Below are 24,348 nucleotides of genomic sequence, written 5' to 3'. Positions count from 1 at the left end.
CCCAGCAGTCGGCAGGCGCCTCGCTGGCTGAGCCAGCCGCCCGCCACCAGATGCTGTACCGCCCGCCGCTTCGCTTCGGGCGTCACCACTTTCCCGAGACGATCTCCTTGAGCGCGGCATTGTCGAGGGCGCTTTCCGCCAACAGCTTCTTGAGTCGGGCGTTCTCGGCTTCCAACTCGCGGAGGCGCTTGGCCTCCGACACCTCCATGCCGATGTACTTGGCCTTCCAGCGGTAAAGGGTCTGCTCGGTCACGCCGTTTTGGCGGGCCAGCTCGGCGATTGAGACGCCGCGCTCGTTGGCCTTGAGAATACTGATGATCTGCTCTTCGGTATGGCGATTACGCTTCATGGCGAGATCTCCTGCTATCAGAGTAAACGTAGCGGAAATCTCACATTGCCGATGGACCGGTTTCAGGGGAGAAGGTTAATCGACAGGCATCTCTTCGAAAACCCCAGCCAACCGGCTGGGGTTTTTTCGTTGCGGTTAGGAAAACATGAAGAAGCCCAGCATCAGCTGGGCTTCTTCATGTCAGGCACGGCGATCTACTGCCGGTTCAGCGACAAAGGTCTTCCAGCGCCTCGATCAGGCTATCCATTTCGTCATCGGTACCCATGGAAATGCGCAGGAAGTCCTGCAGGGCTTCGGTATTGAAATGACGTACCAGTATCCCGCGCTCACGCAGCCCGACAAATAGTTCTCCGGCATTGAAATCAGGGTGCGTCACGAGCAGAAAGTTGGTCTGCGATGGCAGCACGGTAAAGCCCAGGCTCTCCATGCGTTGCCGGGTGCGCTCGCGGGTGGCGATGACCCGTTCCCGACAGGCATCGAAGTGTGCCGTATCTTCCAGGGCAGCAACACCGGCGGCAATCGCCAGGCTATCGATGGGGTAGGAGTTGAACGAGTTTTTGACCCGTTCGAGTCCCTCGATCAGTTCATGCGAGCCGATGGCATAGCCCAGGCGCAGGCCGGCGAGGCTACGCGATTTGGAGAAGGTGCCTGTAACCAGCAGGTTGGGATAGCGTGCCACCAGCGGCACGACGCTCTCTCCGCCAAAATCGACATAGGCTTCATCGACCAGCACGACGCTGTCACGGTTGCGCTCGAGCAGGCGGCCGATGGCATCTCGGCCATGGCCGTGACCTGTCGGGGCGTTGGGATTGGCAAAGATGATGCCGCCGTTGTCGGTGTGCATGGCCTCCAGTGGCACCTGCCAGTCATCATCCAGAGCGAGTGTGCGGGACTTGATCCCGTACAGGCGGCAATAGACCGGATAGAAACTGTAGGTGATGCTCGGCATGAGCAGCGGCTTGTCCTGGCGGAAGAAGGCCTGGAAGGCCAGAGCCAGAACCTCATCGGAGCCGTTGCCGACAAAGACCTGCTCGGTGTCGACGCCATACTCTTTGGCAAGAGCGTCACGCAGGGCTGTGGCGTCGGGGTCGGGGTAGAGGCGCAGATGATCGGCAGGGTAGTTGCGTAGTGCCTGTTCGACCCCCGGTGCCGGTGGATAGGGGTTCTCGTTGGTATTCAGCTTGATCAGCCGCTCGCGGGGCTGCTCACCGGGGACGTAAGGTGTCAGCTCGCGTACCTCGGGGCTCCAGAATCTGCTCATGACGTCTCGCATCGGTGGGAAGGAACGTTAGACCAATGGTGACGCGAGCTGTCGGGCCGCGCAAGCGCCACCATGTTAGGCTGCTAGCTTTGCTCGCCCGGAACATCCCAATGATCACCAAGATACTTGCCACGCTGTTGCCTGTGTTCCTGATCACGGGATGCGGCACGCTGTATGGACGTTATCGTACACCGGACATTCGGGGGCTAAATACCCTGAACATGGAGCTGTTCGTGCCGTTGCTGGTGTTCGCGGTACTGGCCGACCGTCAGGCACCGCTGCAGGATTATGCGTCGCTGGCCTTGGCCGCGGTGATCATTGTGCTTGGCTCCGGCCTGTTGCTGTGGCCTCTGGCACACGCGCTGCGCCTGAACCTGAAGACGTTCCTGCCGCCGATGATGTTCAACAATACCGGTAACATGGGCATTCCCCTGCTGGTTCTGGCGTTCGGTGAGGAAGCCCTGCCCGCTGCAGTGGTGCTTTTCATCATCGAGATGCTGCTGCACTTTTCGGTCGGCCTGTACATGCTCGATCCACGCACCCCGGTGTGGCGCATACTGCGCATGCCCATCGTCTTCGCCAGCCTGGCGGGATTGATATTCAACCTGGGCGGGATTTCTCTGCCGAGCTGGCTGCTCGAGGCAATGAACATGCTGGGTGGGGTCAGCATTCCGTTGATGCTGTTCGCTCTCGGGGTACGCATGCTCGATGTCGATTTCAGCGACTGGAAGATCGGCGTGCTGGGCGCGGTGGCGTGCCCGTTGAGTGGGCTGATCCTGGCATGGCCGCTCATCCACTGGCTGGATCTACAGGGGCTTCAGGCAGCATCGCTCTGGGTATTTGCCGCATTGCCTCCAGCGGTACTCAATTACCTGTTGGCCGAGCAGTACCGCCAGCAACCCCAGCAGGTCGCCTCGTTGGTCCTGATCGGCAACCTGGGTAGCCTGCTGGTGATGCCGGCCGTGCTGGGATTTGTTTTTTCTATGGGGAGCGGTTGAAAGAAACAATGACTGGCAGGCTTGATTAGTTTTCTAACGATCGCCATGTTGCTTGTCACTACCCAGCCGAACACATGCACAAGGAGATAGCATGGCTTTCGAAAAACTGCTTTCATCGTTGACCATGGGGCGTCTCGAACTTCCCAATCGCGTAATCATGGCGCCTCTGACCCGCGCGCGGACACCCGACAGTATCCCCGGTGATTTGCAGGCCGCCTATTATGCCCAGCGTGCCGGGGCCGGCCTGATCATCAGCGAAGCGACCAATATTTCTCCGACGGCACGAGGTTATGTCTACACGCCGGGCATCTATACCGATGCGCAGGAGGCCGGCTGGAAGAACGTCGTCGATGCCGTACACCGCGAAGGGGGGCGTATCGCGTTGCAGCTCTGGCACGTCGGTCGCGTTTCACATGAAATGGTCCAGCCCGACGGTCAGCAGCCGGTCGCGCCCAGTGCGCTGCGTGGCGAAGGGGCGCAATGCTTCGTCGAGTTCGCCGACGGCTCCGCCGGCCAGCATCCGACCAGCACGCCGCGAGCCCTGGAAACCGACGAGATCCCTGCGTTGATCAATGATTACCGCCAGGCCGCCACACGCGCCAAGCGCGCCGGGTTCGACATGGTCGAGGTGCATGCCGCCAATGCCTATCTGCTACAGCAGTTCCTGGCCACTGGCTCGAACAAGCGTACCGACCGTTACGGTGGCAATGTAACCAACCGGGCTCGCCTGCTGCTTGAAGTCGTTGATGCGGTCAGCCAGGTGATGGGTGCCGACCGGGTGGGTGTGCGCCTATCGCCGTTCATCGAGATCTTTGGCCTGACGGACGACGAGCCCGAAGCCATGATGCACTACCTGGCGGAACAGCTGTCGCTGCGCAAGATAGCCTACCTGCACATCAACGAGCCCGACTGGACCGGCGAAGGGCCGCAACTGACGGATGACTTCCGCAGGCAACTGCGTGACGGTTTCCGCGGTACCCTCATCTACTGCGGTCACTACACCGCCGAGCGGGCCGAACGCCTGATCGCGGATGGCCTAGGCGATGCCGCCGCCTTCGGCCGACCCTATATCGCCAACCCCGACCTGGTCGAGCGTTTTCGCCGCGAGGCGCCGCTCAACGAGCCGGATCCGGCGACCTTCTATGGTGGGGGCGCCGAGGGTTATACCGACTATCCGACGCTGGACTAACCGATAGCGTGGGGCTGCCTCTGTCATCGGGCGAGGCTTACCGCTATGCTGTAGCCTAGCTGACTGTAACAGAGCAGCCCTGCACCCATTGGTTAGGAGAAGACATATGCGATTCAGGACGTTGCTGGCCGGTTCCGCGCTGCTGGCATTGCTGGGCGGTTGTGCAGCCGGTACCCAGCAGGGGGAGGCGCCCGGTGCGATGACCGCTGAAGAACAGGCGGCAATCTACGAGGGGACCTTGCCGTGCCGCAACTGTGCGGGCATCGATATCGAAGTCGCGCTGGAGGGGACTGAAGCGGCAGCCGACGCCGAGCGCACCTTCACGCTCGATGCGAACTATCGCGAACATCCCCAGAATCCACCCGCTGAGACCTATCAGGGGCAGTGGGATGTACTCAGCGGCACTGCAGCCGATCCCGAGGCGACTGTGTACGAGTTGACGCCGCAGGGTGAAGGGCAGGTGTATTACTTCCTGAAGCTCGACGAGAACACCCTCGAATTGATCGACCCCCAGCGTCGGCGCTTCGAGAACGGCGAAATGCTGCGTCTCCAGCGTCAATAATCGACGCCAGTTCGCGCCAACGCCAGGGGCGGCCTTCGGGCCGCCCCTGGCGTTTCTGTGCCTGGCAGCGCGGCTGGTAGAATAGGCAAAACGAGGTAGGGGAGACCGAGCCGCGATGGCCAAAGCGAAAAGCGCTTTCGTATGCACCGAATGTGGCGCTGAATACACCAAATGGCAGGGACAATGTTCCAGTTGCCGTGAGTGGAACACGCTGAGCGAAGTGCGCCTGGCGCCGTCGCGCCCTGGTGCCAGTGCCCCCGCCAGTGGACGTAGCGGTTATGCCGGTATCGTATCGCGTGAGGTCGTCGATCTCTCCGCCGTGGATCTCACCGAAGTTCCCCGGCTCTCGTCGACGTTCGGCGAGTTCGACCGCGTACTGGGCGGGGGCCTGGTGCCTGGTTCCGCGGTATTACTGGGCGGTAATCCAGGGGCCGGCAAGTCGACCTTGCTATTGCAGGTAGCATGCAAGCTCGCCCAGCAGCGTCGCGTTCTCTACGTGACCGGTGAAGAGTCGCTGTCGCAGGTGGCGATGCGTGCCCACCGGCTGCAATTACCGGTGCAGGGCCTGAAGATGCTCGCCGAAACCAGCATCGAGACCATTCTCGGCGTCGCCGAACGCGAGAAACCCGAGATATTGATCATCGACTCCATCCAGACCATGCATCTGGAAGACATCAGTTCGGCACCCGGTGGCGTGGCCCAGGTACGCGAATCGGCCAGCGCGCTCACACGCTTTGCCAAGCAGACCAATACCGTGCTGTTGCTGGTGGGGCACGTCACCAAGGACGGTACCCTGGCCGGCCCCAAGGTACTGGAGCATATGATCGACGCTTCCTTGCTGCTCGAGGGGGGGGCCGATTCGCGGTTTCGCACCTTGCGCGGTCAGAAGAACCGCTTCGGGGCGGTCAATGAGCTTGGCGTGTTCGCGATGCTCGAACATGGCATGAAGGAAGTGAAGAATCCCAGTGCGATCTTTCTTTCACGCGCCGAGGAACAGGCGCCGGGCAGCCTCGTGATGGTGGTTTGGGAGGGTACCCGACCTATCCTGGTCGAGGTGCAGGCACTGGTCGACGAATCCGCCCTCGGCAATCCGCGCCGTGTGGCGGTGGGGGTCGATGGCAACCGGCTGTCGATGCTGCTGGCGGTGCTGCACAAGCATGGTGGATTGTTCACCGGCGACCAGGACGTCTTTCTCAACGTCGTCGGTGGTGTCAAGGTGTTGGAAACCAGTGCCGATCTGGCCGTGCTGCTGGCGGTGGTGTCGAGCTTGCAGAATCGCTCGTTGCCACGTGAACTGGTGGTATTCGGTGAAGTTGGCTTGTCTGGCGAGATTCGACCGGTGCCCAGCGGGCAGGAGCGGATCGTCGAGGCGGCCAAGCACGGTTTCGCTCGGGCCATTGTGCCGCGTGCCAATGTGCCCAAGGCGGTACCTGACGGCATGCAAGTGATTGCCGTCGACAAGCTCGCCGAAGCGCTGGAAGCGCTATGAGCCGCAGGCCATGACTGCGGTAGAATCTCGTGACAGTTGGCAAGGAGGTAACCGATGAGCGCCATTCGCCTGACCCAGTACAGCCACGGAGCCGGTTGCGGCTGCAAGATCGCGCCCGATGTCCTCGATGGCATTCTCAGCAAGGCCGGCCCCGGGGCCAGCAACGCCCGCCTGATCGTGGGCAACCAGGGGCGTGAGGACGCTGCCGTCTATGACTTGGGTGATGGTCGTGGAATGATCGCGACGACCGATTTTTTCATGCCCATCGTCGATGACCCGTTCGATTTCGGGCGTATCGCGGCGACCAACGCCATCAGCGATGTCTATGCCATGGGCGGCACCCCGGTCCTGGCGCTGGGCATTCTCGGATGGCCGCTCGACAAGCTCGGTGCGGATATTGCCGGTGACGTGGTGGCGGGGGCCCAGTCGGTATGCCGCGAGCTGGGGCTGGCCCTGGCCGGCGGGCATTCGATCGATGCCCCCGAGCCGATCTTTGGCCTGGCCGTCAACGGCCTGGTCGATCTCGACCATCTCAAGCTCAACAAGGGCGCGCAACCCGGAGACCTGCTCTATCTCACCAAGCCGCTCGGCGTCGGGCTGCTCACTACTGCCGAGAAGAAAGGGCTGCTCCAGGCAGGGCATCACGACCTGGCGCGCGAGACCATGCTGGTCCCCAACGCGATCGGCAGCGAGCTGGCCCGCGTATCCGGCGTGCATGCCATGACCGATGTCACCGGCTTCGGGCTGGCGGGGCATCTGGTTGAGGTATGTGCCGCCAGCGGAGTGAAAGCGAGAATCGACTTCAAGCAATTACCGCGCCTGGCCGAAGCCGAGGCCTACCGCCGTCAAGGCGCTGTGCCCGGCGGTACCGAGCGTAACCGCAATGCGCTGGGCAGCAAGCTGCCGGCCATGGACGACACTCACTGGCAATGGCTGTGCGATCCGCAGACGTCCGGCGGCCTGCTGCTTGCCGTGCACCCCTCATGGGCCGATGACGTAGAACGCATCGGGCGTGCCCATGAACTCGACCTGCAACCTTTCGGTGAGTGTCTCAAGGCCGATGGCGAGGCCCTGCTTGAGGTGCGTGGATGACGCTACCACTGGTCGAGCCGGATCTTGAATGGCTCCGCCAGGGACGGCGGCTTATCGATGTAAGGGCACCGGTCGAGTTCGCCCAGGGGGCGCTCCCCGGTGCCATCAACCTGCCACTCATGGATGACGAGGAGCGTCGCCAGGTAGGCATCTGCTACAAGCAGGAGGGTCAGCAGGCAGCGATCGCCCTAGGCCAACGGTTGGTTTACGGAGGCATCCGTCGCTCACGGCTGGCCGCTTGGCGCCAGGCGCTCGAGGCGCATCCCGATGCGCTCATCTACTGCTACCGTGGCGGTCTGCGTTCGCAGATCGTCCAGCAGTGGCTGGCCGACGCAGGTATCGTTCAGCCACGTATTCGTGGTGGCTGGAAGGCCATGCGCCAGGCGTTGTGTTCGCGCATCGACGCCGCCGCCGAGCGGCCGCTGCTGGTGATCGGGGGGCTGACCGGTTGCGCCAAGACCGAGTTGATCCAGCAGCTCGATACGGGACTCGACCTGGAGGCCTGTGCGCGTCACAAGGGGTCCGCCTTCGGGCGACATCCGCTGCCCGTTCCTGCGCAAATCGATTTCGAGCATGTCATGGGGCTGCGACTGTTGAGCGTGCCGGGGCCCTGCGTGGTCGAGGACGAGTCACGTCACATCGGCACCGTCAACGTGCCGCTGACGTTCTGGCATGCCATGGAGCGTGCTCCCCGGGTGCGTGTCGAGATGCCGCTGGATTGGCGTCTGGCGCGCATCCACAAGGACTATATCGAGGATTTGTGGACGATCTATGCCAGCCAGTATGGCGAGTGGCTAGGCTGGGCCCTGATGCGCAAACAGCTGAGCGGTGCCCTGGGCCGGCTGCGTAAGCGGCTCGGTAGCGCGCGCCTGGCACGCCTGCAGCGGCTTCAGCAGTTGGCGTTTCGCGAACACGAGCAGGGCAACCCCCAGGCGCACGAGGCCTGGCTGGCACCCCTGCTTACCGAATACTACGACCCAATGTATCGCTACCAACTCGAGAAGCAGGACAAGACCTTCCTGCATGTCGGTGACTGGGACAGTTGCCTGGCGTTTGCTCGCGACTGGCAGGATCGCCAGCCGCAATGATTATCCGACAGGGCTTGCCAGCCAGCGCAGCATGACACGATCGAGCAGTGCGGCGAGCTGGTCGAAGCGCCGCGGGTCGGCCAGGATCTCCTCGCGGCTCTGAACGTAAGGGCCCTGTTGATCCAGGTCGGTCGGCGCATGGCTGAGCAGCGACTCGACGCTGCTATGGGTTGCCTCAAGCCGGCACTGCAGGCCGACCACCCGGCCACGATCCCAGGCGAAACCCTGCACCGGACTGGCCGAGCTGGCACCCAGGGGCAGGGCATCCTCGGGCAGGCCAAAGATGTCGCGATGCCAGTGGAAGGCCTCGAAGTGCTCGGGCAGGTCGAAAGGGCTGTCCGGGGCCAACGTCACGGTATGCCAGCCGGTTTCGGCATAGGTCCCCTGTGACACGACAGCCCCCAGGCCGGCGGCGATCAGGCGAGCACCGAAACCGATCCCGAGGATCGGCTTGCCACTTTTCAGGGCGCGACTGACCAGCTTCTTTTCGCGACGTAGCCAGGGGTGGCGCTCGGTGTCATCAAGTTCCTGAGGGCCGTCGAGCAGGATCAGCCCATCGCAGTCCTCGAAGCGTGGCGGGACCTCGCCAGCGTAAAGATGACAGATGTTGTAGCTGTGCCCCATGCCCGTGAGCCAGTCGGCCAGGCGGGCGGGGCCGTCGTAGGCAGCGTGCTGTAGAAAGTAGATATGCATGATGATGTCATGATGGATAAGCTCGACGACAGCGTCCAGTGGTAGTTGTATGTCGTACCGGGTTTTATGAAGCGTGCTGGAGAGGTGGGGCATGCCCCGTAATGAGTTGCTGGAGCAAATCTATACCATCGTGTCGCGCATTCCCGAAGGGCGCGTGACAACCTACGGTCGCGTAGCGAAAATGACCGACGGTGCCACGGCACGCATGGTTGGACGCGCCATGGCGCAATTGCCCGGCGAGCATGGCCTGCCCTGGCACCGGGTCGTCAATGCCAGCCTCAAGGTGACCGAGCATGGCGGAGCCGTGCGTCAGCGCGAGCAGTTGCGCGCCGAGGGGGTCGCCTTTGACGCCCGCGGGCGAATCAATCGTGAACTGCTGTGGCCATGAAATTCAAAGCAACCAAGGGAACCGATATGAGCGAGTCATCCGGGGCTGGATTCAAGGCCCGGCTGGGAAGCCTGAACAAGCGTCAGCGGCTGGCTTTCATGGCGGCACTCTGTGAGCGCCTGCTGCCCAATTATACGCTCTACGCCCAGATGACCGAGCAGGGCGAGCCACAGGGCCTGCGTGCCGTACTCGACCTGGTCTGGGAAGCATTGTTGGTCAAGGACGCTCGCATCGATTTTGCCCGTCAGGCTGAAAAGCTCTCGGAACTCGAGCCGCCGGCAGGCGACGATAGCTTCGGCGCCCGGCGCGCCGTGGAAACCGTGGTGGCCCTGTCGGCGCTACTCGACGCTTTGCAGGGCGACGCTGAGGAGGCTCCTCAGGAAGTCAGCCAGGTCTCGCGCAATGGCGTGCAGGCCTTCATCGAAATGACCGAAGGCAGTGATGAAGACGATGCCGAGCGCAACGCCGAGCGCATTCGCCAGCATCCGCTCATGGATGACGAATTCGACTTTCAGGAGGCCGTCCTCGAGCGAGTCGAGGACGAGTTGGATCGCGATGCTCTCAAGGCACTGCGGCGTTTTGGCCGCAACGGTGGGATCAGCAATCTGGGCCTGAGCCTCGACTAGCCGCTCTGGTGTTACAGGCGCATCTCGATGCCGTGCTCGGCCATGTAGCGCTTGGCATCGGGAATCGTGAATTCGCCGAAATGGAAGATGCTCGCCGCGAGCACCGCATCGGCGGCTCCCTCAGTCACGCCCTCCACCAGATGGTCGAGATTGCCGACACCGCCCGAGGCGATCACCGGCACTGCCACCGCCTCGGAGATAGCCCGGGTCACCCCCAGGTCGAAGCCGGCCTTGGTGCCGTCACGATCCATGCTGGTGAGCAGCAGTTCACCGGCACCGTAGTCCACCATCTTGCGCGCCCAGGCCACGGCATCGAGCCCGGTGGGCTTGCGTCCGCCATGTGTGAAGATTTCCCAGCGCGGCGTTTCGCCTTCCCCGGCTACCCGCTTGGCGTCGATAGCGACCACGATGCACTGGCTGCCAAAGCGCTCGGCGGCCTCGCGCACGAAGTCGGGATTGGTCACCGCCGCGGTATTGATCGAGACCTTGTCGGCCCCGGCGTTGAGCATCGTGCGGATATCCTCGCAGGTGCGGATGCCGCCGCCCACGGTCAGTGGAATGAAGACCTCACCGGCGATGCGTTCGACCATTTCCACCGTGGTGTCGCGGTCCTCGTGACTGGCGGTGATGTCGAGGAAGGTGATCTCGTCGGCACCCTGCTGGTTGTAACGCTTGGCGATCTCCACCGGGTCGCCGGCGTCGCGGATGCCGACAAAGTTGACGCCCTTGACCACACGGCCGGCGTCGACGTCGAGACAGGGAATGATGCGCTTGGCCAGACCCATGATCAGTTCTCCCGGGGTGCGTTGCCGTCGAGTTCGCCAGCTATTTCATCACATAGTCGCTGCGCTTCGGTCACGTCGAGCGACCCTTCGTAGATGGCACGGCCGGTGATGGCGCCAAGGATACCCTGATCGGCGACACGGGCCAGGCCACGGATGTCTTCGAGGTTGGTCACCCCGCCGGAGGCGATCACCGGCAGGCCGCCTTCGCGGGCCAGTTCCACGGTGGCCTCGATATTGACGCCCTGCATCATGCCGTCGCGGGCGATGTCGGTATAGATGATCGACGAGACGCCGTCATCGGCAAAGCGCTTGGCCAGGTCAGTGGCCTTGACGGTCGAAACCTCGGCCCAGCCGTCGGTGGCCACAAAGCCATCGCGGGCATCCAGGCCGACAATGACATGGCCTTCGAACAGGCGGCACATCTCGGTGACGAACGCCGGCTCCTTGACCGCCTTGGTCCCGATGATCACATAGGAAACGCCGGCATTCAGGTAATGCTCGATGGTCTCTGCAGAGCGAATGCCCCCGCCGATCTGGATCGGCAGGTCGGGATAGGCGCGGGCGATGTCAGTGACCGCCTGGCCGTTGACCGGCTTGCCCTCGAAGGCGCCGTTGAGGTCCACCAGGTGCAGGCGACGCGCGCCGGTTTCGACCCAGCGCGCGGCCATGGCCACCGGGTCGTCGCCGTAGTTGGTGGCGTCATCCATGCGCCCTTGCTTGAGGCGGACGCATTGGCCGTCCTTGAGATCGATGGCGGGAATAACCAGCATGTCGTGTCCTCGTGAGCACACCGGAAGAACCGGGGCGCAATGAAACGTAGTGGCGGATCGAAAGAAAGGGCGTCGGCCCTCGCTAGCAGAGGTTGACTGGCGCGCTCAGGGTGCCCAGTTGACGAAGTTCTCCAACAGCCGCAGCCCGGCATCGGCACTCTTCTCGGGATGGAACTGGATCGCGAAGACCGCATCGCGCCCGGTTGCCACGTGAGCCTCGACACCACCGTATTGCGTGGTGCCGAAGATATCCTCGTCACGCTCGGCCTCGACGTAGTAGCTGTGCACGAAATAGAAGCGTGAGCCATCCTCGATCCCGTCCCATAGGGGGTGGGCGTGGTGCTGGGTGACCTGATTCCAGCCCATGTGCGGCACCTTGAGTCGTCGACCTTCCTCGTCGCGCAGGTCCTGGCCGAAATGGCGCACCTGGCCGGGCAGGAAGCCCAGACACTCGATGCCGCCATTTTCCTCGCTGCGCTCCATCAGCATCTGCTGACCAACACAGATCCCCAGCAGCGGCTTGGCCTGTGAAGCCAGCAGTTCCTGCACCAGACCTTGCAGCTCGGTGCGCTGGAGCTCTCCCATGCAGTCGCGCATGGCGCCCTGGCCCGGCAGGACCAGGCGGGTCGCCCCACGAATGCTGCGGGGGTCGCGGGTAATCACCACATGCTCGTGAGTGACATGCTCGAGGGCCTTGGCCACCGAGTGGAGATTCCCCATGCCATAGTCAATGACGGCAATCGTCATGCTCGCTCCTCGCGGTTGGTGATCAAAGGCAGCCCTTGGTGGAAGGCATCTGCCCGGCCATGCGCGGGTCTGGCTCCACCGCCATGCGCAGGGCCCGACCGAAGGCCTTGAAAATGGTCTCGGCCTGATGATGGGCATTGAAGCCCTTGAGGTTATCGATGTGCAACGTCACGCGGGCGTGGTTGACGAAGCCCTGGAAGAATTCCCAGAACAGCTGGGTATCCAGCCGGCCGATGACGGCGCGCGTGAATTCGACATCCATGAACAATCCGGGGCGGCCGGAGAAATCGATTACCACCCGGGACAGCGCTTCATCCAGCGGCACGTAGGCATGGCCATAGCGACGGATGCCGCGCTTGTCGCCGATCGCCTTGTCGAAAGCCTGGCCTAGCGTGATGCCGAGATCCTCGACCGTATGGTGGTCGTCGATAAGCAGGTCGCCCTTGGCGACGATGTCGAGATCGATCAGCCCATGACGGGCGATCTGGTCGAGCATGTGATCGAGAAACGGCACGCCGGTTTCAGCCCTGAAGCGGCCTGTGCCGTCAAGGTTCACGGTCACCGTGATCTGGGTTTCGGAGGTGTCGCGTGACACCGTGGCGACACGCTCGGGTATCGTCGGGCTTTCCATCCGAGCTTTCTCCCTACGGGCTTTCGATGCCGGCTTGTTGTGCCGGATACATGATGGCGACGCGCAGCGCACCTGGCGCAATACAGCGTCAACCGGGCCTGCCATTATAGAGAATCGCCATGCCCATCCGCTACAATGCGGGCACAAGAACGGGAGCGGCGGCATTGTCGTTCCATCAGGGGAGACGATGCATGCCGGTAACGTTGGAAGAAGTCGATCATGCCCGTTGGGTGGCCGAAGACCAGGTCCGCACGGACCTGTCACGCATCTATCACGACGCGCCGCGGGAGCGCCTGCCACGATTACCCGATGTCTTCGTGCGTGAACATCTCGAGCAGGGCGGTGTCTTCTGCGGTGCCTCGTTCAACGATCGTCTGTTGGCGGCCGTCAGCGTTATCAAGCACGCCGACGCCTGGTGGCTGTCGCATTTCTGTGTGCGCAAGACCACGCGGCGGCGTGGTGTAGGATCGCGGCTGCTGATACTGATCGCCGAGGCGGCCCATGCTCAGGATGCCGTGCTGCGTATCGAGACCACCCAGCTGCAGTTGGAGGATCAGCTGTTGCTGACGCGTCTGGGGTATCGGCTCGAGGCGAGCGGCTCCTATTTCGAACTCAATCCCTTTGCGTCAGGAGGATGCCAATGAGAGGGCTGGTGCGCGCGCTACTGGCTATTGTCGGTGTGTTGGGACTGTTGGTGGTCGGTACCGTGGTCTACATCACGACCTTTTTCGATCCCAACGACCTCAAGCCCCGTCTGATCGACGCAGTGCGTCAGCAGAGCGGGCTGGAGCTGGCCCTGGATGGCCCCCTGAACTGGTCGTTCTATCCACGTTTGGGAGTCAGCGTGGAAGATGCGCGTGCCTGGCTACCCCGTCAGCCGCATGACGAGACGGCCTTCGCCGCCATCGAGCGGGCCGAGGTGAGCATGGCCTTTGCGCCGCTGCTGTCCGGCGAGGTTGCCATCGATGGCCTGATTCTCGACGGCATGCGGCTCGATCTGGAGCGGGACGCTCAGGGCCGGGGCAATTGGGAAGCCTTGCTCGAGCAGATCGAGGATGCGGCAACCCAAGAAGGGGCAGAGCAGCAGCCCGACACGACGGCGCCGGCCGATGACTCCATTGGTGACGCCCAGGAGGAAGCGATTGGCATCGCCTTGGATATTGCCCGGGTGCAGGTGGAGAATAGCCGTATCCGCTACGCCGATGCGCGCAGCGACCTGGACGTCACGCTGCGCGACCTGTCACTGACCGGGACCAACGTCAGTCCGGCCAAGGCCTTTCCGCTCAAGGCCAGCTTCGTGGTCGATAATGTGTCGCCGAGCCTGACCAGCGACGTATCGCTGCAGAGCAGGGTACGCCTCGATCTGGAGGAAAATCGCTATACGCTTCAGGATCTGAGCCTGGAGACTCTGACCCAGGTGGCCGAACTTCAGGAGCGCGAGCAGGCAGTATCGCTCGAGGCCAGTCAAATCGTCGCCGAACTGGCAAATGGCCATTTCCAGCTTGAAGAGGGCGAGGTCACAGCCAGCGTCGAGCATCCCGCCCTCGGGGAAGATGCCTTGCCGGCGACCCTGACCTTTGCCGCCGAGGCCAATACCCAGCAGGGCACCGCTCAGGTGCGCGATCTGCTGCTGACCAGCGGCAAGAACCTCAAGCTCTCCGGCACCCTGTCGCTGACCGATCTACTGACTGCGCCCAGCTACACTGGCCAGATCAGCCTCGCGCCGCTGTCGCTTCGTCCTTGGCTGGAACGCTTTGGTGTCGAGCTTGATACTGTCAATGATGAAGCGTTGAGCGAGGTGGCGCTTACCAGTCCGTTCAAGGGCAACCTGGATCAGGTCACCCTGACCGGCCTGACCCTGGTGGTCGACGATACCACCCTGACCGGGCGGCTGGGCGCCGGACTCGATGGACAGTCAATCAACTTCGATCTGCAAGGCGATCGCCTCGATCTGGATGGGTATCTGCCGCCAGCCAGTGAGGAGACAACGGCGCCGGATGAAGAAACGGCCTGGCTGGATAATGTCGGAGTCCCATCAGCCTACGCCCAGGAAGCCGCCGGCGAACTGGTGCCTGTCGAACTGCTGCGCGGTCTGTCCGTGAATGGCCAGTTGGCCTTCGACGAGGTCAAGGCCAAGGGTGTCACGCTGCTGTCGCCGTCGCTCAAGCTGGCGGGTGAGCAAGGTATCCATCGCCTGGAGTCGCTCACGGCCAAGCTCTATGATGGCACGCTTGCTACGTCGGCCAGCCTGAACGTGCGCGAAACGCCGATTCGCTGGGCATTCGCGCCACGCCTGGAAAACGTTCAAGTCGTCCCGCTGGTCGAGGATTTCAGTGGCGAGCCTTCGCCTTTGCGCGGTCGTCTCAACCTGAACGGCGAGTTCACCTCGCGGACCAATAGCCTCGAGACGCTCGAGCGTAACCTTAATGGACAGGCGACGTTCCGTATTGCCGATGGCGCAATCTTCGACGTCAACGTGTCTCAGGAGCTCTGCACGGCGGTCGCCATGCTCGAAGGGGAAACGACAAGCCGTGAATGGAGTCCGGATACACGCTTCGATCGCCTCGACGGCAACCTCACCGTGACCAACGGTGTCGTGCACAACGAGGACTTGCATGTCGCGATTCCTGGTATCGAACTGACAGGTGAAGGTGAGCTCAACCTGCCCACGGAGCGCTTCGTCTATGATGCACGCGCCCGCTTTGTGGATACCGCCGATGCGGCCTGTAACGTCAATCCGCGCCTGGAGCGCGTGCCGTTGCCAGTGCATTGCGAGGGTAGCCTGGATGGTGAACCCAAGCAGTGGTGCCGTTTCGATCGCGATGCCTTCGAGCAGGCCCTGACCAACCTGGCCCGGGACGAGGTCAAGCAGAAGGCAGCCGAGAAGATCAGCGAAAAGATCGAGGAGCGCCTTGGCGAAGAAAAAAGCCAGGAACTCCGCAACGCGATCCGCGGTCTATTTCAATGAGCAACACGCTGCCGTGCGTCGTCGTCCCGCTCGGGGCGGCGATGCCGGCACACCAACAAGCCAGTCCTGCGCCGATTCCCCCGTCGGCGCTTTTTTATGCCTAAAAACATGACGCAAGCACATCCCATCGATTTGAATCCTGACGCTTTTCAGACACGTCTGTTCGAATGGTTCGACCGCTACGGCCGCAAGACACTGCCGTGGCAGCACGACAAGACCCCGTACCGGGTGTGGGTGTCGGAAATCATGCTCCAGCAGACCCAGGTCGCTACGGTCATTCCCTATTACGAGCGCTTCATGGCCCGGTTTCCTCGGGTCGAAGATCTGGCAGCGGCAGAGCAGGATGAGGTGCTGCACCTATGGACCGGGCTGGGCTACTACGCTCGCGCCCGCAATCTGCATCGTGCCGCGCAGGTGGTCGTTGCGGAGCATGGCGGTCAGTTTCCCGTACACAGTCTCGAGGCCATGGCAGCGTTGCCGGGTATCGGTCGCTCCACGGCGGGAGCCATCGTCAGTATCAGTACCGGTCAGCGTGCGGTGATTCTCGATGGCAACGTCAAGCGGGTACTGGCTCGCTTGCATGCGGTCGAAGGCTGGCCTGGCAGAACGCCGGTGGAACGTGAGCTGTGGCGGCTGGCCGAGCGTTACACGCCGGATCGCCGCCTGCCTGACTACAGTCAGGCCATGATGGACCTGGGGGCGACACTGTGCACGCGCGGCAAGCCAAGCTGCCTGTTGTGTCCCTTCGAGGACGTGTGTGTCGCTCATGCCCGGGGCGAAGAGCGGCGCTTTCCCGAATCCAAGCCCAAGAAGGCGTTGCCCGAGCGCAGCACTATCATGCTCTTACTGAGCGATGGCCATGGGCAGGTACTGCTTGAGCAGCGCCCACCCAGCGGGATCTGGGGTGGGCTGTGGTGCTTCCCGCAGTTTGACAATGACGAGGCGCTGCAGGCCTGGCTCGACTGTCACGCGCCTGGGGCGACCCGTGAGCCAGCGTGGCAGGCATTCACGCATACCTTCAGTCACTTCCGGCTGACCATTCTGCCGCAGCCGGTGACGCTGGTGCGGTCGACCGGCGCCGTGAGTGACTCGGGCCGTCTCTGGTATAACCCGCGCACACCTGTCAGCATCGGGTTGGCAGCGCCGGTCAAGTCGCTGTTGGACACACTGCAGCAATTGCCTATCCACGCCAAGGAGGACATGCCATGAGCCAAACCGTCTTTTGCCGCAAGTACCAGCAAGAGCTCGAAGCCTTGCCCTTCCCGCCGCTTCCCGGCGAAAAAGGACTTGAAATCCAGCGTACGGTGTCGCGTCAGGCCTGGGAAGAATGGCAGGCACACCAGACGCGCCTGATCAACGAGAAGCACCTCAATCTTCTCGATCCACAATCCCGCGGCTACCTCATGGAGCAGATGGAGCGCTTTCTGGACAATCGCGACACCGACCAGGCCGAGGGGTATGTACCGCCCAAGGCGTGATGTCGGAGGGCTTGGCGAGCCAACGAGCATGCTCGCCATCTTTTTGAAATAAAAAGGCTTGACCGTCGCGAAGCTTTGCGTTTAAATATGTCCCCGTTGGCAGCGGCCAGATAGCTCAGTTGGTAGAGCAGGGGATTGAAAATCCCCGTGTCGGCGGTTCGATTCCGTCTCTGGCCACCACACTGCTGGGGTATCGCCAAGTGGTAAGGCACCGGTTTTTGGTATCGGCATTCCCAGGTTCGAATCCTGGTACCCCAGCCACGCCAACGTCTCTATGCTATGCCGACATAGCTCAGTTGGTAGAGCAACTGACTTGTAATCAGTAGGTCCCGGGTTCGACTCCTGGTGTCGGCACCATAGCTAAGGCGTGAAAACTCTGCACTCGCTTCATTTACTAATGAGTGAGGTGCAGTTTCATGCGTGTTTCCGCTACGGTTTGTTCCAAGGGCGGCGTGGGTAAAACCACCGCAACCGCCAATCTGGGCGGCCTCCTGGCCGATGCAGGCTTCCGAGTTCTCCTCATCGACCTGGATTCCCAGCCCACGCTTTCCTCGTATTATGATCTTTTACAGCCGGCCCCTGGCGGGGTGTACGAGCTGCTCGCTACCGAATTGGTCGAGCTCGATCAGATCATTTCCCGCACATCCATCCCCAATCTCGATATCATCGTATCCAATGACTATCGGAATCAGCTACAGCAGCTGTTGCTCAATGCACCGAACGGTCGCTTCCGCCTAATCGGCCTGTTGGATCGCTTTGCCGATCGCTATGACGCCATCCTTATCGATACCCAGGGTGCCCGCTCGATTCTGCTCGAAATGGCCGTTCTTGCCGCCGATCATCTAGTCTCACCCATCGTTCCCGAATTGCTGACTGCCCGTGAGTTCGTGCGTGGTACGCAGGGTATGCTCAATGAGCTTCGTGAGCTTGCTCGGTATACCCGCTTCGAAGTGCCGCCGGTTTCCATCTTACTCAACAAGATGACCGACCAACTGCGTGATGCTCGCGAAATCTCGGACAGCATCCGCAGCATGTACTCTGATGTTGAAGATCAGGGCATCCGTGTCCTCGATACACCTTTGGTCAATCTATCAGCGTACCGCTCAGCAGCTTTGAAAAGCTTGCCAGTACATCGCGTCGAGCCGCGTAAGCCCTCGGGTCGCAAGGCCCCATCCTGTGCTGACCAGATAAAGGCCGTCGCCGCCGATCTCTATCCCGAGTGGGCCGAGGCCATTTGTGCCGTGGGCGCGATTCGCCCTAACGATGAGCCCGGAACCGGCAGGCTGGGGGTGGGCCATGTCCATTGAGGCCAAAAGTCAGACGCCGACCAACGCCGAGATCATGGGATTAATGCCGCCGCATAGCATCGAGGCGGAGCAGTCCACAATAGGCGCATTGATGCTGGATAACAGCAAGTGGGATGACATCTGCGAGATCATCGATACCGACGCATTCTACTGCTATCCGCATCGGCGCATTTTTAAGGCCATGGACGAGCTTGCTCGTGACAATAAGCCGCTGGACGTAGTGACGATCTCCGAGCTACTAGAGCGGGACGGACATCTTGAATCTATCGGTGGTCTGGCCTATCTGGCTGAAATTGCACGTAACACGCCATCGGCAATCAATGTCGTTGCCTACGCTGACATCGTGCTAGAGCATCAACGTCGCCGTCAGTTGGCTACCATGGGCCGCGAGCTCAGCCAGCGTGCATTGGATGGCAAGCAGCCGAGCAAGGCTCTGATCGAGGCCACCGAACGCCAACTGTTCGGGCTGGCCGAGGAACGCCAGAGCCGATGGACCGGTATTCGTGGAGCGCTATCGTCGGCGATCGAGACGATCGACCGCGCATTCAATGCCAAGGATGGGATAACAGGGACACCTACTGGCTATAAAGATTTAGATGCCCTAACTGGCGGCTGGCAAGACTCGGATCTCATCGTCATTGCTGGCCGCCCCTCCATGGGCAAGACCACGTTCGGTATGAACTTGGTCGAGAATGCGCTGATTGCTACAGCGGGACGCTGCGAGATGGCTAGCGCGCCAGTGTTTGTCTTCTCTTTGGAAATGCCTCAAGAGCAGCTGATGTTGCGCCTGATGGCCAGTATGGGGCGGCTCGATATGAGCAAACTTCGCTCCGGTAAGCTGGGGGACGGCGACTGGGAGATGTTAACTGCGGCGACCAACAACATCCTGGGCTTCGAGGATCGCCTCTTCATCGATGATTCCAGCGGCATCTCGGCAACCTCACTAAAATCCCGGGCCCGCCGGATGATGCGTCGTCACGGCAAGCCAGTATTAATTCTGATCGACTACCTTCAGCTCCTCGAAGAGCCTGGCTGCGAGAATCGCAACAACGAGATCTCGGCAATCTCGCGCATCCTCAAGGCCACGGCCAAGGAGCTGAACTGCCCTGTCATCGCACTGGCTCAGCTCAATCGAAGCCTAGAGAACCGGCCGAACAAGCGTCCTGGGCTCGCCGATCTTCGCGATTCCGGCGCGATCGAGCAGGACGCGGATGTCATCGGCTTCGTCTATCGAGACGAGGTCTATAACCCCGATGCTCCAGATAACAAAGGCTTGGCTGAACTGATAATCGGTAAGCAGCGCAACGGCCCCACTGGTACGGCGCATCTGGCCTTTCTTGGATCAAGCACTCGATTCGAGCCGCTGGAATGGAAGCACCATGAGGGAGGTCGGGTATGAATCTCTGCGCACTGAGTGTCGAAGTGCATTTCTATTGGGAAAAGAAGGATACCGGTAGGCGGTACGTGCCAGTTTGTTACCTCGACGGCTACCCCGTCTCGCTGGACTTCGATCTGGTTCGTATGGACAAAGCGACTCTGAATGCAGCCGGTTCAGGCTGTCTTTATGGGGAGCTTGAGCCCGGTGACTGGTGCGTTCGTAGCGAGTACCTCGTTCCTGCGGAGGATCTCGACGACTATCTCTACTTCTCCCTTAGTGACTTCTTATCACGGGATGGCAGTCTCGAAATATCTGCAATGGAGCGATTTCTGGCCCATGCCGTTGCTACCCAGGTACATACGCTGAACCAGACCGGCCCCACAGAGCAGGGAGAGACTAGGGAGGGTGGGCCATGATCTCCATTACCCCATTAATGCATGAGCTCGGACTGGGGGTGACCCATGACTGACTCGCTTCCAATCCATTGCTCATCCCATGCCCTGAAGCGTGTTGTCCGCTTCGCTGTCTCTCACGGTTGGGTTGTCGAACGAACTCGCGGCGGCCATGTCCGCTTTACAAAGCCCGGATGTCCCCCTGTGTTTACCGGCTTCTCACCTAGCGATGCCCGCGCCGAGAGGAACGTGCTGGCACGCCTGCGCCGGGTGGATCAACAAGAGGAGGGAAGGCCATGACCCTCGGTTGCATCCTTGGCAAGGAGTATACAGCAGGCCATAAACCTCGCTTTTATTACAGTTTCGCTCAGAGGCGCCGGAATGGGGGACCCATGGCTAATATCTTACGTTTCCCCGTCCGTAAATCGCATGGCGCTGGCATGGAGCGGTACCTGACGCCTCGGGAGTGTTTAGCCCTGGGGGCGACCGATCCGTTCGCCAACTGGGTCAAGATACTGGACGCTTGGCTTGAGGCGTATCCCCAGGCGCGAACCAAGCACAACGCCACGTTGCGCTCGCTTTTGGCAGACACCTGGCTGGTGTTCCACATGGCCTGTGACAGGACAAGCCGGCTCGAGGTGAAGCCTCATCACAGCCTGCGTTGGGCACAGCTTCAGTATCACAACCTCAGTGACTTCGAGCTGCTAGTGATCGTCAGTGACAACCTCACTGATCTACGCCGAGGGGTAGCCCAGCTGTGCCAGGAATACCCCGCCGAAGAGCATAGCAATCACAACCTGATCGGATTTATTCAGAGTATCGATCACATGAATCAGCAGCTTGGCCGCCTATTCGATCCTGAATTGTCCGCCTCGTGGCAGCCGGAGTGGTAATTATGAGCAAACATTCAGTTACACCGAATGAAATTACGGCCAAGCTAACCCAGCCTGGCCCGAAGCTGAATACCAAACCTGCCGACCGGCTGCCCGCGCCGACCACTGAAATGTCGATGTCGCTGACGCTTGATCATCTACGGCCGTACGATCGCAACCCCCGGACACAGCACAATCCCAAGTATGAAGAGATAAAGGCTTCCATCCGGGCTGTGGGGCTCAAGCAGAAGCTGACTGTCACCCAGCGTCCGGGGGATGACCGCTACATGATTTCTGATGGCGGTAATACCCGGTTGAAGATACTCAAGGAGCTGCACGAGGAGACTGGCGAGGAGCGCTTTTACTATCAGGACTGTCATTTCATACCTTGGCAGGGCGAAATCAACGTCCTCGCAGGCCATCTTGCCGAGAACGATAACCGGGGTCAGCTCAGTTGGATAGAGCGGGCACGGGGTGTTTATGAGGCTAAGCGAATGATCGAGGAGGAGGAGAAAAAGGCGATATCGCAACGTGAGCTGACGAAGCGCCTACAGGCACTCGGCTATACCATTAACCAAAGCCATATCAGCCGCATGCTATATACCATCGAGCACTTCCTGCCCACGCTTCCTCTATCACTCGACAGCGGCATGGGCCGACCCCAAATCGAGAAGCTAATTTCCTATCGCCAGTTTTGCGAAGAGTGCTGGGAACGTTGCCGCGCCTATTGGGAGGCCCATGCCGACGATCTTGGCGAGGGGGAACCGTGGGCGACTAGCGTCGTCGATGGTGACTTCGCCCAAGCATGGCATGAGGAGATGGCACAGCTCGACTATGAGGGCCAGACCGAATTCCGCTGGAACCTCGTCGAGGATCGTCTTAAGGGCATGCTCCATGACCAGACCGGGCTGCATTTCAATCCGATCGATATGGCATGGAAGAACTGGTTCACTGTGCGTAAGTATGCGCGGGCCGCCAGCGACGAAGAGAAAGCCGATATCTGGACTACAGTCGACAGCGAGCTGGAGCGGCTTCGTCAGCCCCAGGAGCGGCATTTTTACCCACCACAGGAAGAAAGCGTAGGCAAAGGTAGCCAGAGGACCTCATCAGGAAGTAATGCCCTGCTGTCGCAACGGAACGCTGGTCAAGCTAGGAATATCAGTCTCAGTGAGAAATGCCACGGTGGCGACTTGGATGATCTGACCTTTGAGGACGGCCAGACAAACCTGTCACCAACGTCGCCTACCCAGCCCCGCGAGCGCAGCGTACCAACCCCAGGTGGCATTGATGAATCGCCGGAGATGAAGGCGATGCGCGCCCAGCTCGAGCAGCTCGAACAACGCAACGCCGAGCTGGAAACACAATCCCAGCAAACGGCAGTTGCGCCACAGCCATTTAGCACTAGCGATTCCGGCAGCGGCGAATGGGGAGAATTGCTGGATACCGATGGGGTCATGCAAGAGCACAACCCGCAGCCGACTCGTTCGCTTGTAGAACAAGAAACCCTAATCGATGACCTAACGCTCTCGCCCTACGAGGAAAGTGAAGGGCATCGCCAGCTTCGCCATTGGCAGGCCAGAGAGCATGGAGAAGAAGCGGTTGACTTCGAAGCTGCGGCACTCAAGAGCGTGCCATTGATGTCGGGCGGTCCCGTCGCGCCGATTACCGACCTCTGGCATGTACCTGCCTGGCGTCGTAATCCGCGCGACTTGCGCATGCAGATCGGCGAGGTCATTCAGGCGTTGGCCGGTTGGGCGGAGATCGAGGCCAGCGGTACCAGCAAAACTATTCGTCTTAACGCTCGCGAAGGGCTGGGCTACGAGCTCGGGCCGCTCGGAGACAACCCGGGACGACGGGCGCAACTCATCTGGCAGTTGCTCGCCGGTCTTCAAGGCGACATTGATCCGATGCTACCCGCTGAAGTGTCACTGTTCGGAGAGTTGATCGGTAGCCACAGTACCGGCAGCGACGTTCGCCTGCCCGATGGGCTGTTCATCCGCGTGTTCTGGCTAGCCCGGCTGATTCGTGTATTACGCGAAGCAGAAGCGTTCGACGATGCAGGGAGGGAACCGGTATGACGACACCACAACTCAATCATGCGCTGTTCAACCAAGCCCTGGTATTGATTCGCGAGGGTGACATGCGCCGGGCAAGAGCACTGGGATTTAATAACGAAGAACTCCAGCGCCTGAGCCGGTTACGTGCCAGTGAGATCGAATCCCTAATTAACGAGTTTCCAGGTGTTGCCCGCTTCGAACTGGATCACGAAACGTTTAAGGCTGCGCTGCGACGCATTGATCGCGATCAGGATCGTGACGGCTTGGTTGATCACTGCATTCGTCATGGAGCTAGCGTGCAAATGCTGGCCACCTTTTTCGGGCTGACCCCCAATGACTGTTCCGCTCGACGTACTCTACTTGGTGTGCCGAGTCGACAAGGGCGTCTTCCCATGCCCGAGGAGTCCATCGAAATCGACGCCTGGCACCGCTGGCAGACCATTAGTGATGATCCATCCAGTCCGTCAGCGTCCGAGGATATTCGCGGCATGCTGGTTCTGGCTGAGGAGGTCAAGCTTCCTCTGGCCGTTATCTGGACCTTGATCAGGCAATGGACCACACCGGAGCAAGCGCGCCAGAAGAGCGTGCCAGGTGAGGACGAGGGTCAGGTGCGGCGTGCAGGAGTGGCGTGATGAAGAGCTACGACGTGCTCATTGGGCGCGCCGCGTCATTTCTGACCCAACGCCGAGGCTCCGAAGCTTCGGCGTTGGCTGATGAAGAGGGTGCACTCGACGGGCTGCTTTTTTTGGGCAACCCGCACGAAACCGTTCCCAGGGCACTGCTGGTGGATCATCGTCTGGGTGCGGTCGATGTGCTGGGCTGGCAGATGATTCGCCTGATGTCGAATGCTGACCGTTCAACGGCGTTCCTGTAGTGGTTCAATAAAACTGGACACCTATGTAGGTGGTACGCTTGCCACCCCTAGCGAGGTGTCTGATGACCAGAAAACGACGATCTTTCACGCCGGAGTTCAAGCAGGAGGCTGCTTGTCTGGTACTGGATGAGGGATATTCCATCACCGAAGCCAGCCGTTCGCTCGGCGTTGTGGAAAGCGCGCTGCGACGATGGGTAAGGCAGCTCGCGGAGGAGCGTGATGGTGTCACGCCCAAGTCCAAGGCACTGACGCCGGAGCAGCAGCGGATACAGGAACTGGAAGCCCAGGTCCATCGTCTGGAGCGGGAAAAAGCAATATTAAAAAAGGCTACTGCTCTCTTGATGTCGGACGAAC

The 24,348-nt window shown here is 60.9% G+C and carries 25 protein-coding genes, 3 tRNA genes and 2 pseudogenes; 23 read left to right on the top strand and 7 right to left on the bottom strand.

The genetic code is table 11. From position 1 onward, the window contains the following. Both BM194_RS19580 and hisC read right to left on the bottom strand, forming a co-directional pair. Positions 1–349, bottom strand: a pseudogene (locus tag BM194_RS19580) (transposase); the annotation flags it as partial. A 205-nt stretch (positions 350–554) separates the two neighbouring features. Further along, positions 555–1,610, bottom strand: coding sequence for a histidinol-phosphate transaminase (hisC, locus tag BM194_RS19575; protein ID WP_092850446.1), 1,056 nt, complete (start codon positions 1,608–1,610; stop codon positions 555–557). A gap of 110 nt (positions 1,611–1,720) precedes the next feature. On the opposite strand from hisC, the gene BM194_RS19570 reads away from it, so the two are divergent. The 6 genes from BM194_RS19570 (at position 1,721) to mnmH (ending at position 8,028) form a co-directional block, all read left to right on the top strand. Further along, positions 1,721–2,608, top strand: coding sequence for an AEC family transporter (locus BM194_RS19570; RefSeq protein WP_092850444.1), 888 nt, complete (start codon positions 1,721–1,723; stop codon positions 2,606–2,608). Between the two features lie 91 nt (positions 2,609–2,699). Further along, entirely contained in the window at positions 2,700–3,797 is a 1,098-nt protein-coding gene (locus BM194_RS19565; protein ID WP_092850441.1) for an alkene reductase, read from the top strand. Positions 3,798–3,903: 106 nt separating this feature from the next. Beyond that, positions 3,904–4,359, top strand: a complete 456-nt coding sequence (locus tag BM194_RS19560) for a copper resistance protein NlpE N-terminal domain-containing protein (RefSeq protein ID WP_092850439.1) — start codon at positions 3,904–3,906, stop codon at positions 4,357–4,359. 115 nt (positions 4,360–4,474) lie between these two features. Further along, entirely contained in the window at positions 4,475–5,848 is a 1,374-nt protein-coding gene (radA, locus tag BM194_RS19555) for a DNA repair protein RadA (protein WP_092850437.1), read from the top strand. Positions 5,849–5,902: 54 nt separating this feature from the next. Next, positions 5,903–6,940, top strand: coding sequence for a selenide, water dikinase SelD (gene selD, locus BM194_RS19550; RefSeq protein WP_092850433.1), 1,038 nt, complete (start codon positions 5,903–5,905; stop codon positions 6,938–6,940). Next, positions 6,937–8,028 carry a tRNA 2-selenouridine(34) synthase MnmH gene (mnmH, locus tag BM194_RS19545; RefSeq protein ID WP_092850429.1) on the top strand — a complete coding sequence of 364 codons (1,092 nt, stop codon included), beginning with the start codon at positions 6,937–6,939 and terminating at the stop codon, positions 8,026–8,028. The genes selD and mnmH overlap by 4 nt, the downstream gene beginning before the upstream one ends. On the opposite strand, the gene BM194_RS19540 is transcribed toward mnmH, so the two are convergent. Continuing rightward, positions 8,029–8,721, bottom strand: coding sequence for a type 1 glutamine amidotransferase (locus BM194_RS19540; protein ID WP_092850453.1), 693 nt, complete (start codon positions 8,719–8,721; stop codon positions 8,029–8,031). It abuts the gene before it with no gap. A 91-nt stretch (positions 8,722–8,812) separates the two neighbouring features. Between BM194_RS19540 and BM194_RS19535 the strand changes: the two genes are divergently transcribed. Continuing rightward, a complete protein-coding gene (locus BM194_RS19535; RefSeq protein WP_092850427.1) occupies positions 8,813–9,109 on the top strand; it encodes an MGMT family protein in 297 nt (98 codons plus the stop codon). Between the two features lie 26 nt (positions 9,110–9,135). Next, positions 9,136–9,735, top strand: coding sequence for a YjaG family protein (locus BM194_RS19530; RefSeq protein WP_092850424.1), 600 nt, complete (start codon positions 9,136–9,138; stop codon positions 9,733–9,735). 11 nt (positions 9,736–9,746) lie between these two features. Here the strand turns inward: BM194_RS19530 and hisF are convergent, their stop codons facing one another. From hisF to hisB, 4 genes are all read right to left on the bottom strand, one after another. After that, positions 9,747–10,520 (bottom strand): imidazole glycerol phosphate synthase subunit HisF, encoded by a 774-nt coding sequence (hisF, locus tag BM194_RS19525; RefSeq protein ID WP_092850421.1) that lies wholly within the window; start codon positions 10,518–10,520, stop codon positions 9,747–9,749. A 2-nt stretch (positions 10,521–10,522) separates the two neighbouring features. Next, positions 10,523–11,290, bottom strand: a complete 768-nt coding sequence (gene hisA, locus BM194_RS19520) for a 1-(5-phosphoribosyl)-5-[(5-phosphoribosylamino)methylideneamino]imidazole-4-carboxamide isomerase (RefSeq protein ID WP_092850418.1) — start codon at positions 11,288–11,290, stop codon at positions 10,523–10,525. 105 nt (positions 11,291–11,395) lie between these two features. Next, a complete protein-coding gene (gene hisH, locus BM194_RS19515; RefSeq protein WP_092850416.1) occupies positions 11,396–12,037 on the bottom strand; it encodes an imidazole glycerol phosphate synthase subunit HisH in 642 nt (213 codons plus the stop codon). Positions 12,038–12,059: 22 nt separating this feature from the next. Then, positions 12,060–12,653: an imidazoleglycerol-phosphate dehydratase HisB gene (gene hisB / locus BM194_RS19510; RefSeq protein ID WP_092850450.1), complete on the bottom strand. Its 594-nt coding sequence runs from the start codon at positions 12,651–12,653 to the stop codon at positions 12,060–12,062. 206 nt (positions 12,654–12,859) lie between these two features. On the opposite strand from hisB, the gene BM194_RS19505 reads away from it, so the two are divergent. The 15 genes and pseudogenes from BM194_RS19505 to BM194_RS19430 all read left to right on the top strand — a co-directional run. Continuing rightward, entirely contained in the window at positions 12,860–13,312 is a 453-nt protein-coding gene (locus BM194_RS19505; RefSeq protein WP_092850413.1) for an acetyl-CoA sensor PanZ family protein, read from the top strand. Continuing rightward, positions 13,309–15,636, top strand: coding sequence for an AsmA family protein (locus BM194_RS19500; protein WP_092850410.1), 2,328 nt, complete (start codon positions 13,309–13,311; stop codon positions 15,634–15,636). Before BM194_RS19505 ends, BM194_RS19500 begins: the two co-directional genes overlap by 4 nt. A 108-nt stretch (positions 15,637–15,744) precedes the next feature. Then, the gene (gene mutY / locus BM194_RS19495; protein WP_092850407.1) at positions 15,745–16,845 is read left to right on the top strand and encodes an A/G-specific adenine glycosylase; all 1,101 of its coding nucleotides are present in this window, start codon (positions 15,745–15,747) and stop codon (positions 16,843–16,845) included. Then, entirely contained in the window at positions 16,842–17,114 is a 273-nt protein-coding gene (locus tag BM194_RS19490; RefSeq protein WP_092850404.1) for an oxidative damage protection protein, read from the top strand. Before mutY ends, BM194_RS19490 begins: the two co-directional genes overlap by 4 nt. Before the next feature lie 104 nt (positions 17,115–17,218). Further along, a tRNA-Phe gene (locus BM194_RS19485) sits at positions 17,219–17,294 on the top strand. A gap of 6 nt (positions 17,295–17,300) precedes the next feature. Beyond that, a tRNA-Gln gene (locus BM194_RS19480) sits at positions 17,301–17,375 on the top strand. Positions 17,376–17,395: 20 nt separating this feature from the next. Continuing rightward, positions 17,396–17,471: transfer RNA gene (locus BM194_RS19475), tRNA-Thr, on the top strand. A 59-nt stretch (positions 17,472–17,530) separates the two neighbouring features. Continuing rightward, positions 17,531–18,421, top strand: coding sequence for a ParA family protein (locus BM194_RS19470; RefSeq protein ID WP_092850402.1), 891 nt, complete (start codon positions 17,531–17,533; stop codon positions 18,419–18,421). Beyond that, positions 18,411–19,820: a replicative DNA helicase gene (gene dnaB, locus BM194_RS19465; RefSeq protein ID WP_092850401.1), complete on the top strand. Its 1,410-nt coding sequence runs from the start codon at positions 18,411–18,413 to the stop codon at positions 19,818–19,820. Before BM194_RS19470 ends, dnaB begins: the two co-directional genes overlap by 11 nt. Then, positions 19,817–20,215, top strand: a complete 399-nt coding sequence (locus BM194_RS19460) for a hypothetical protein (protein WP_092850399.1) — start codon at positions 19,817–19,819, stop codon at positions 20,213–20,215. The genes dnaB and BM194_RS19460 overlap by 4 nt, the downstream gene beginning before the upstream one ends. Before the next feature lie 368 nt (positions 20,216–20,583). Beyond that, positions 20,584–21,084, top strand: coding sequence for a hypothetical protein (locus tag BM194_RS19450; RefSeq protein ID WP_143097640.1), 501 nt, complete (start codon positions 20,584–20,586; stop codon positions 21,082–21,084). Between the two features lie 2 nt (positions 21,085–21,086). After that, a complete protein-coding gene (locus BM194_RS19445; RefSeq protein ID WP_092850392.1) occupies positions 21,087–23,141 on the top strand; it encodes a ParB family protein in 2,055 nt (684 codons plus the stop codon). Continuing rightward, positions 23,138–23,752 carry a DUF2857 domain-containing protein gene (locus BM194_RS19440; RefSeq protein WP_092850389.1) on the top strand — a complete coding sequence of 205 codons (615 nt, stop codon included), beginning with the start codon at positions 23,138–23,140 and terminating at the stop codon, positions 23,750–23,752. Before BM194_RS19445 ends, BM194_RS19440 begins: the two co-directional genes overlap by 4 nt. Beyond that, positions 23,752–23,994 carry a hypothetical protein gene (locus BM194_RS19435; protein ID WP_092850386.1) on the top strand — a complete coding sequence of 81 codons (243 nt, stop codon included), beginning with the start codon at positions 23,752–23,754 and terminating at the stop codon, positions 23,992–23,994. Before BM194_RS19440 ends, BM194_RS19435 begins: the two co-directional genes overlap by 1 nt. 62 nt (positions 23,995–24,056) lie before the next feature. Next, positions 24,057–24,348, top strand: a pseudogene (locus BM194_RS19430) (transposase); the annotation flags it as partial.

The sequence above is a fragment of the Modicisalibacter xianhensis genome (assembly GCF_900113605.1).
Taxonomy (GTDB): Bacteria; Pseudomonadota; Gammaproteobacteria; order Pseudomonadales; family Halomonadaceae; genus Modicisalibacter; species Modicisalibacter xianhensis.
This window is presented reverse-complemented; position numbering and strand designations above follow the sequence as displayed.

Coding starts and splice junctions, on each gene's coding strand:
- BM194_RS19450 (WP_143097640.1), top strand. CDS start 20,584: ATGGCTAATATCTTACGTTTCCCCGTCCGTAAATCGCATGGCGCTGGC.
- BM194_RS19435 (WP_092850386.1), top strand. CDS start 23,752: ATGAAGAGCTACGACGTGCTCATTGGGCGCGCCGCGTCATTTCTGACC.
- BM194_RS19500 (WP_092850410.1), top strand. CDS start 13,309: ATGAGAGGGCTGGTGCGCGCGCTACTGGCTATTGTCGGTGTGTTGGGA.
- radA (WP_092850437.1), top strand. CDS start 4,475: ATGGCCAAAGCGAAAAGCGCTTTCGTATGCACCGAATGTGGCGCTGAA.
- hisF (WP_092850421.1), bottom strand. CDS start 10,520: ATGGGTCTGGCCAAGCGCATCATTCCCTGTCTCGACGTCGACGCCGGC.
- mutY (WP_092850407.1), top strand. CDS start 15,745: ATGACGCAAGCACATCCCATCGATTTGAATCCTGACGCTTTTCAGACA.
- mnmH (WP_092850429.1), top strand. CDS start 6,937: ATGACGCTACCACTGGTCGAGCCGGATCTTGAATGGCTCCGCCAGGGA.
- hisH (WP_092850416.1), bottom strand. CDS start 12,037: ATGACGATTGCCGTCATTGACTATGGCATGGGGAATCTCCACTCGGTG.
- BM194_RS19540 (WP_092850453.1), bottom strand. CDS start 8,721: ATGCATATCTACTTTCTACAGCACGCTGCCTACGACGGCCCCGCCCGC.
- BM194_RS19460 (WP_092850399.1), top strand. CDS start 19,817: ATGAATCTCTGCGCACTGAGTGTCGAAGTGCATTTCTATTGGGAAAAG.
- BM194_RS19565 (WP_092850441.1), top strand. CDS start 2,700: ATGGCTTTCGAAAAACTGCTTTCATCGTTGACCATGGGGCGTCTCGAA.
- hisA (WP_092850418.1), bottom strand. CDS start 11,290: ATGCTGGTTATTCCCGCCATCGATCTCAAGGACGGCCAATGCGTCCGC.
- BM194_RS19530 (WP_092850424.1), top strand. CDS start 9,136: ATGAGCGAGTCATCCGGGGCTGGATTCAAGGCCCGGCTGGGAAGCCTG.
- BM194_RS19440 (WP_092850389.1), top strand. CDS start 23,138: ATGACGACACCACAACTCAATCATGCGCTGTTCAACCAAGCCCTGGTA.
- BM194_RS19560 (WP_092850439.1), top strand. CDS start 3,904: ATGCGATTCAGGACGTTGCTGGCCGGTTCCGCGCTGCTGGCATTGCTG.
- BM194_RS19445 (WP_092850392.1), top strand. CDS start 21,087: ATGAGCAAACATTCAGTTACACCGAATGAAATTACGGCCAAGCTAACC.
- selD (WP_092850433.1), top strand. CDS start 5,903: ATGAGCGCCATTCGCCTGACCCAGTACAGCCACGGAGCCGGTTGCGGC.
- BM194_RS19490 (WP_092850404.1), top strand. CDS start 16,842: ATGAGCCAAACCGTCTTTTGCCGCAAGTACCAGCAAGAGCTCGAAGCC.
- dnaB (WP_092850401.1), top strand. CDS start 18,411: ATGTCCATTGAGGCCAAAAGTCAGACGCCGACCAACGCCGAGATCATG.
- BM194_RS19570 (WP_092850444.1), top strand. CDS start 1,721: ATGATCACCAAGATACTTGCCACGCTGTTGCCTGTGTTCCTGATCACG.
- hisC (WP_092850446.1), bottom strand. CDS start 1,610: ATGAGCAGATTCTGGAGCCCCGAGGTACGCGAGCTGACACCTTACGTC.
- BM194_RS19535 (WP_092850427.1), top strand. CDS start 8,813: ATGCCCCGTAATGAGTTGCTGGAGCAAATCTATACCATCGTGTCGCGC.
- BM194_RS19505 (WP_092850413.1), top strand. CDS start 12,860: ATGCCGGTAACGTTGGAAGAAGTCGATCATGCCCGTTGGGTGGCCGAA.
- BM194_RS19470 (WP_092850402.1), top strand. CDS start 17,531: ATGCGTGTTTCCGCTACGGTTTGTTCCAAGGGCGGCGTGGGTAAAACC.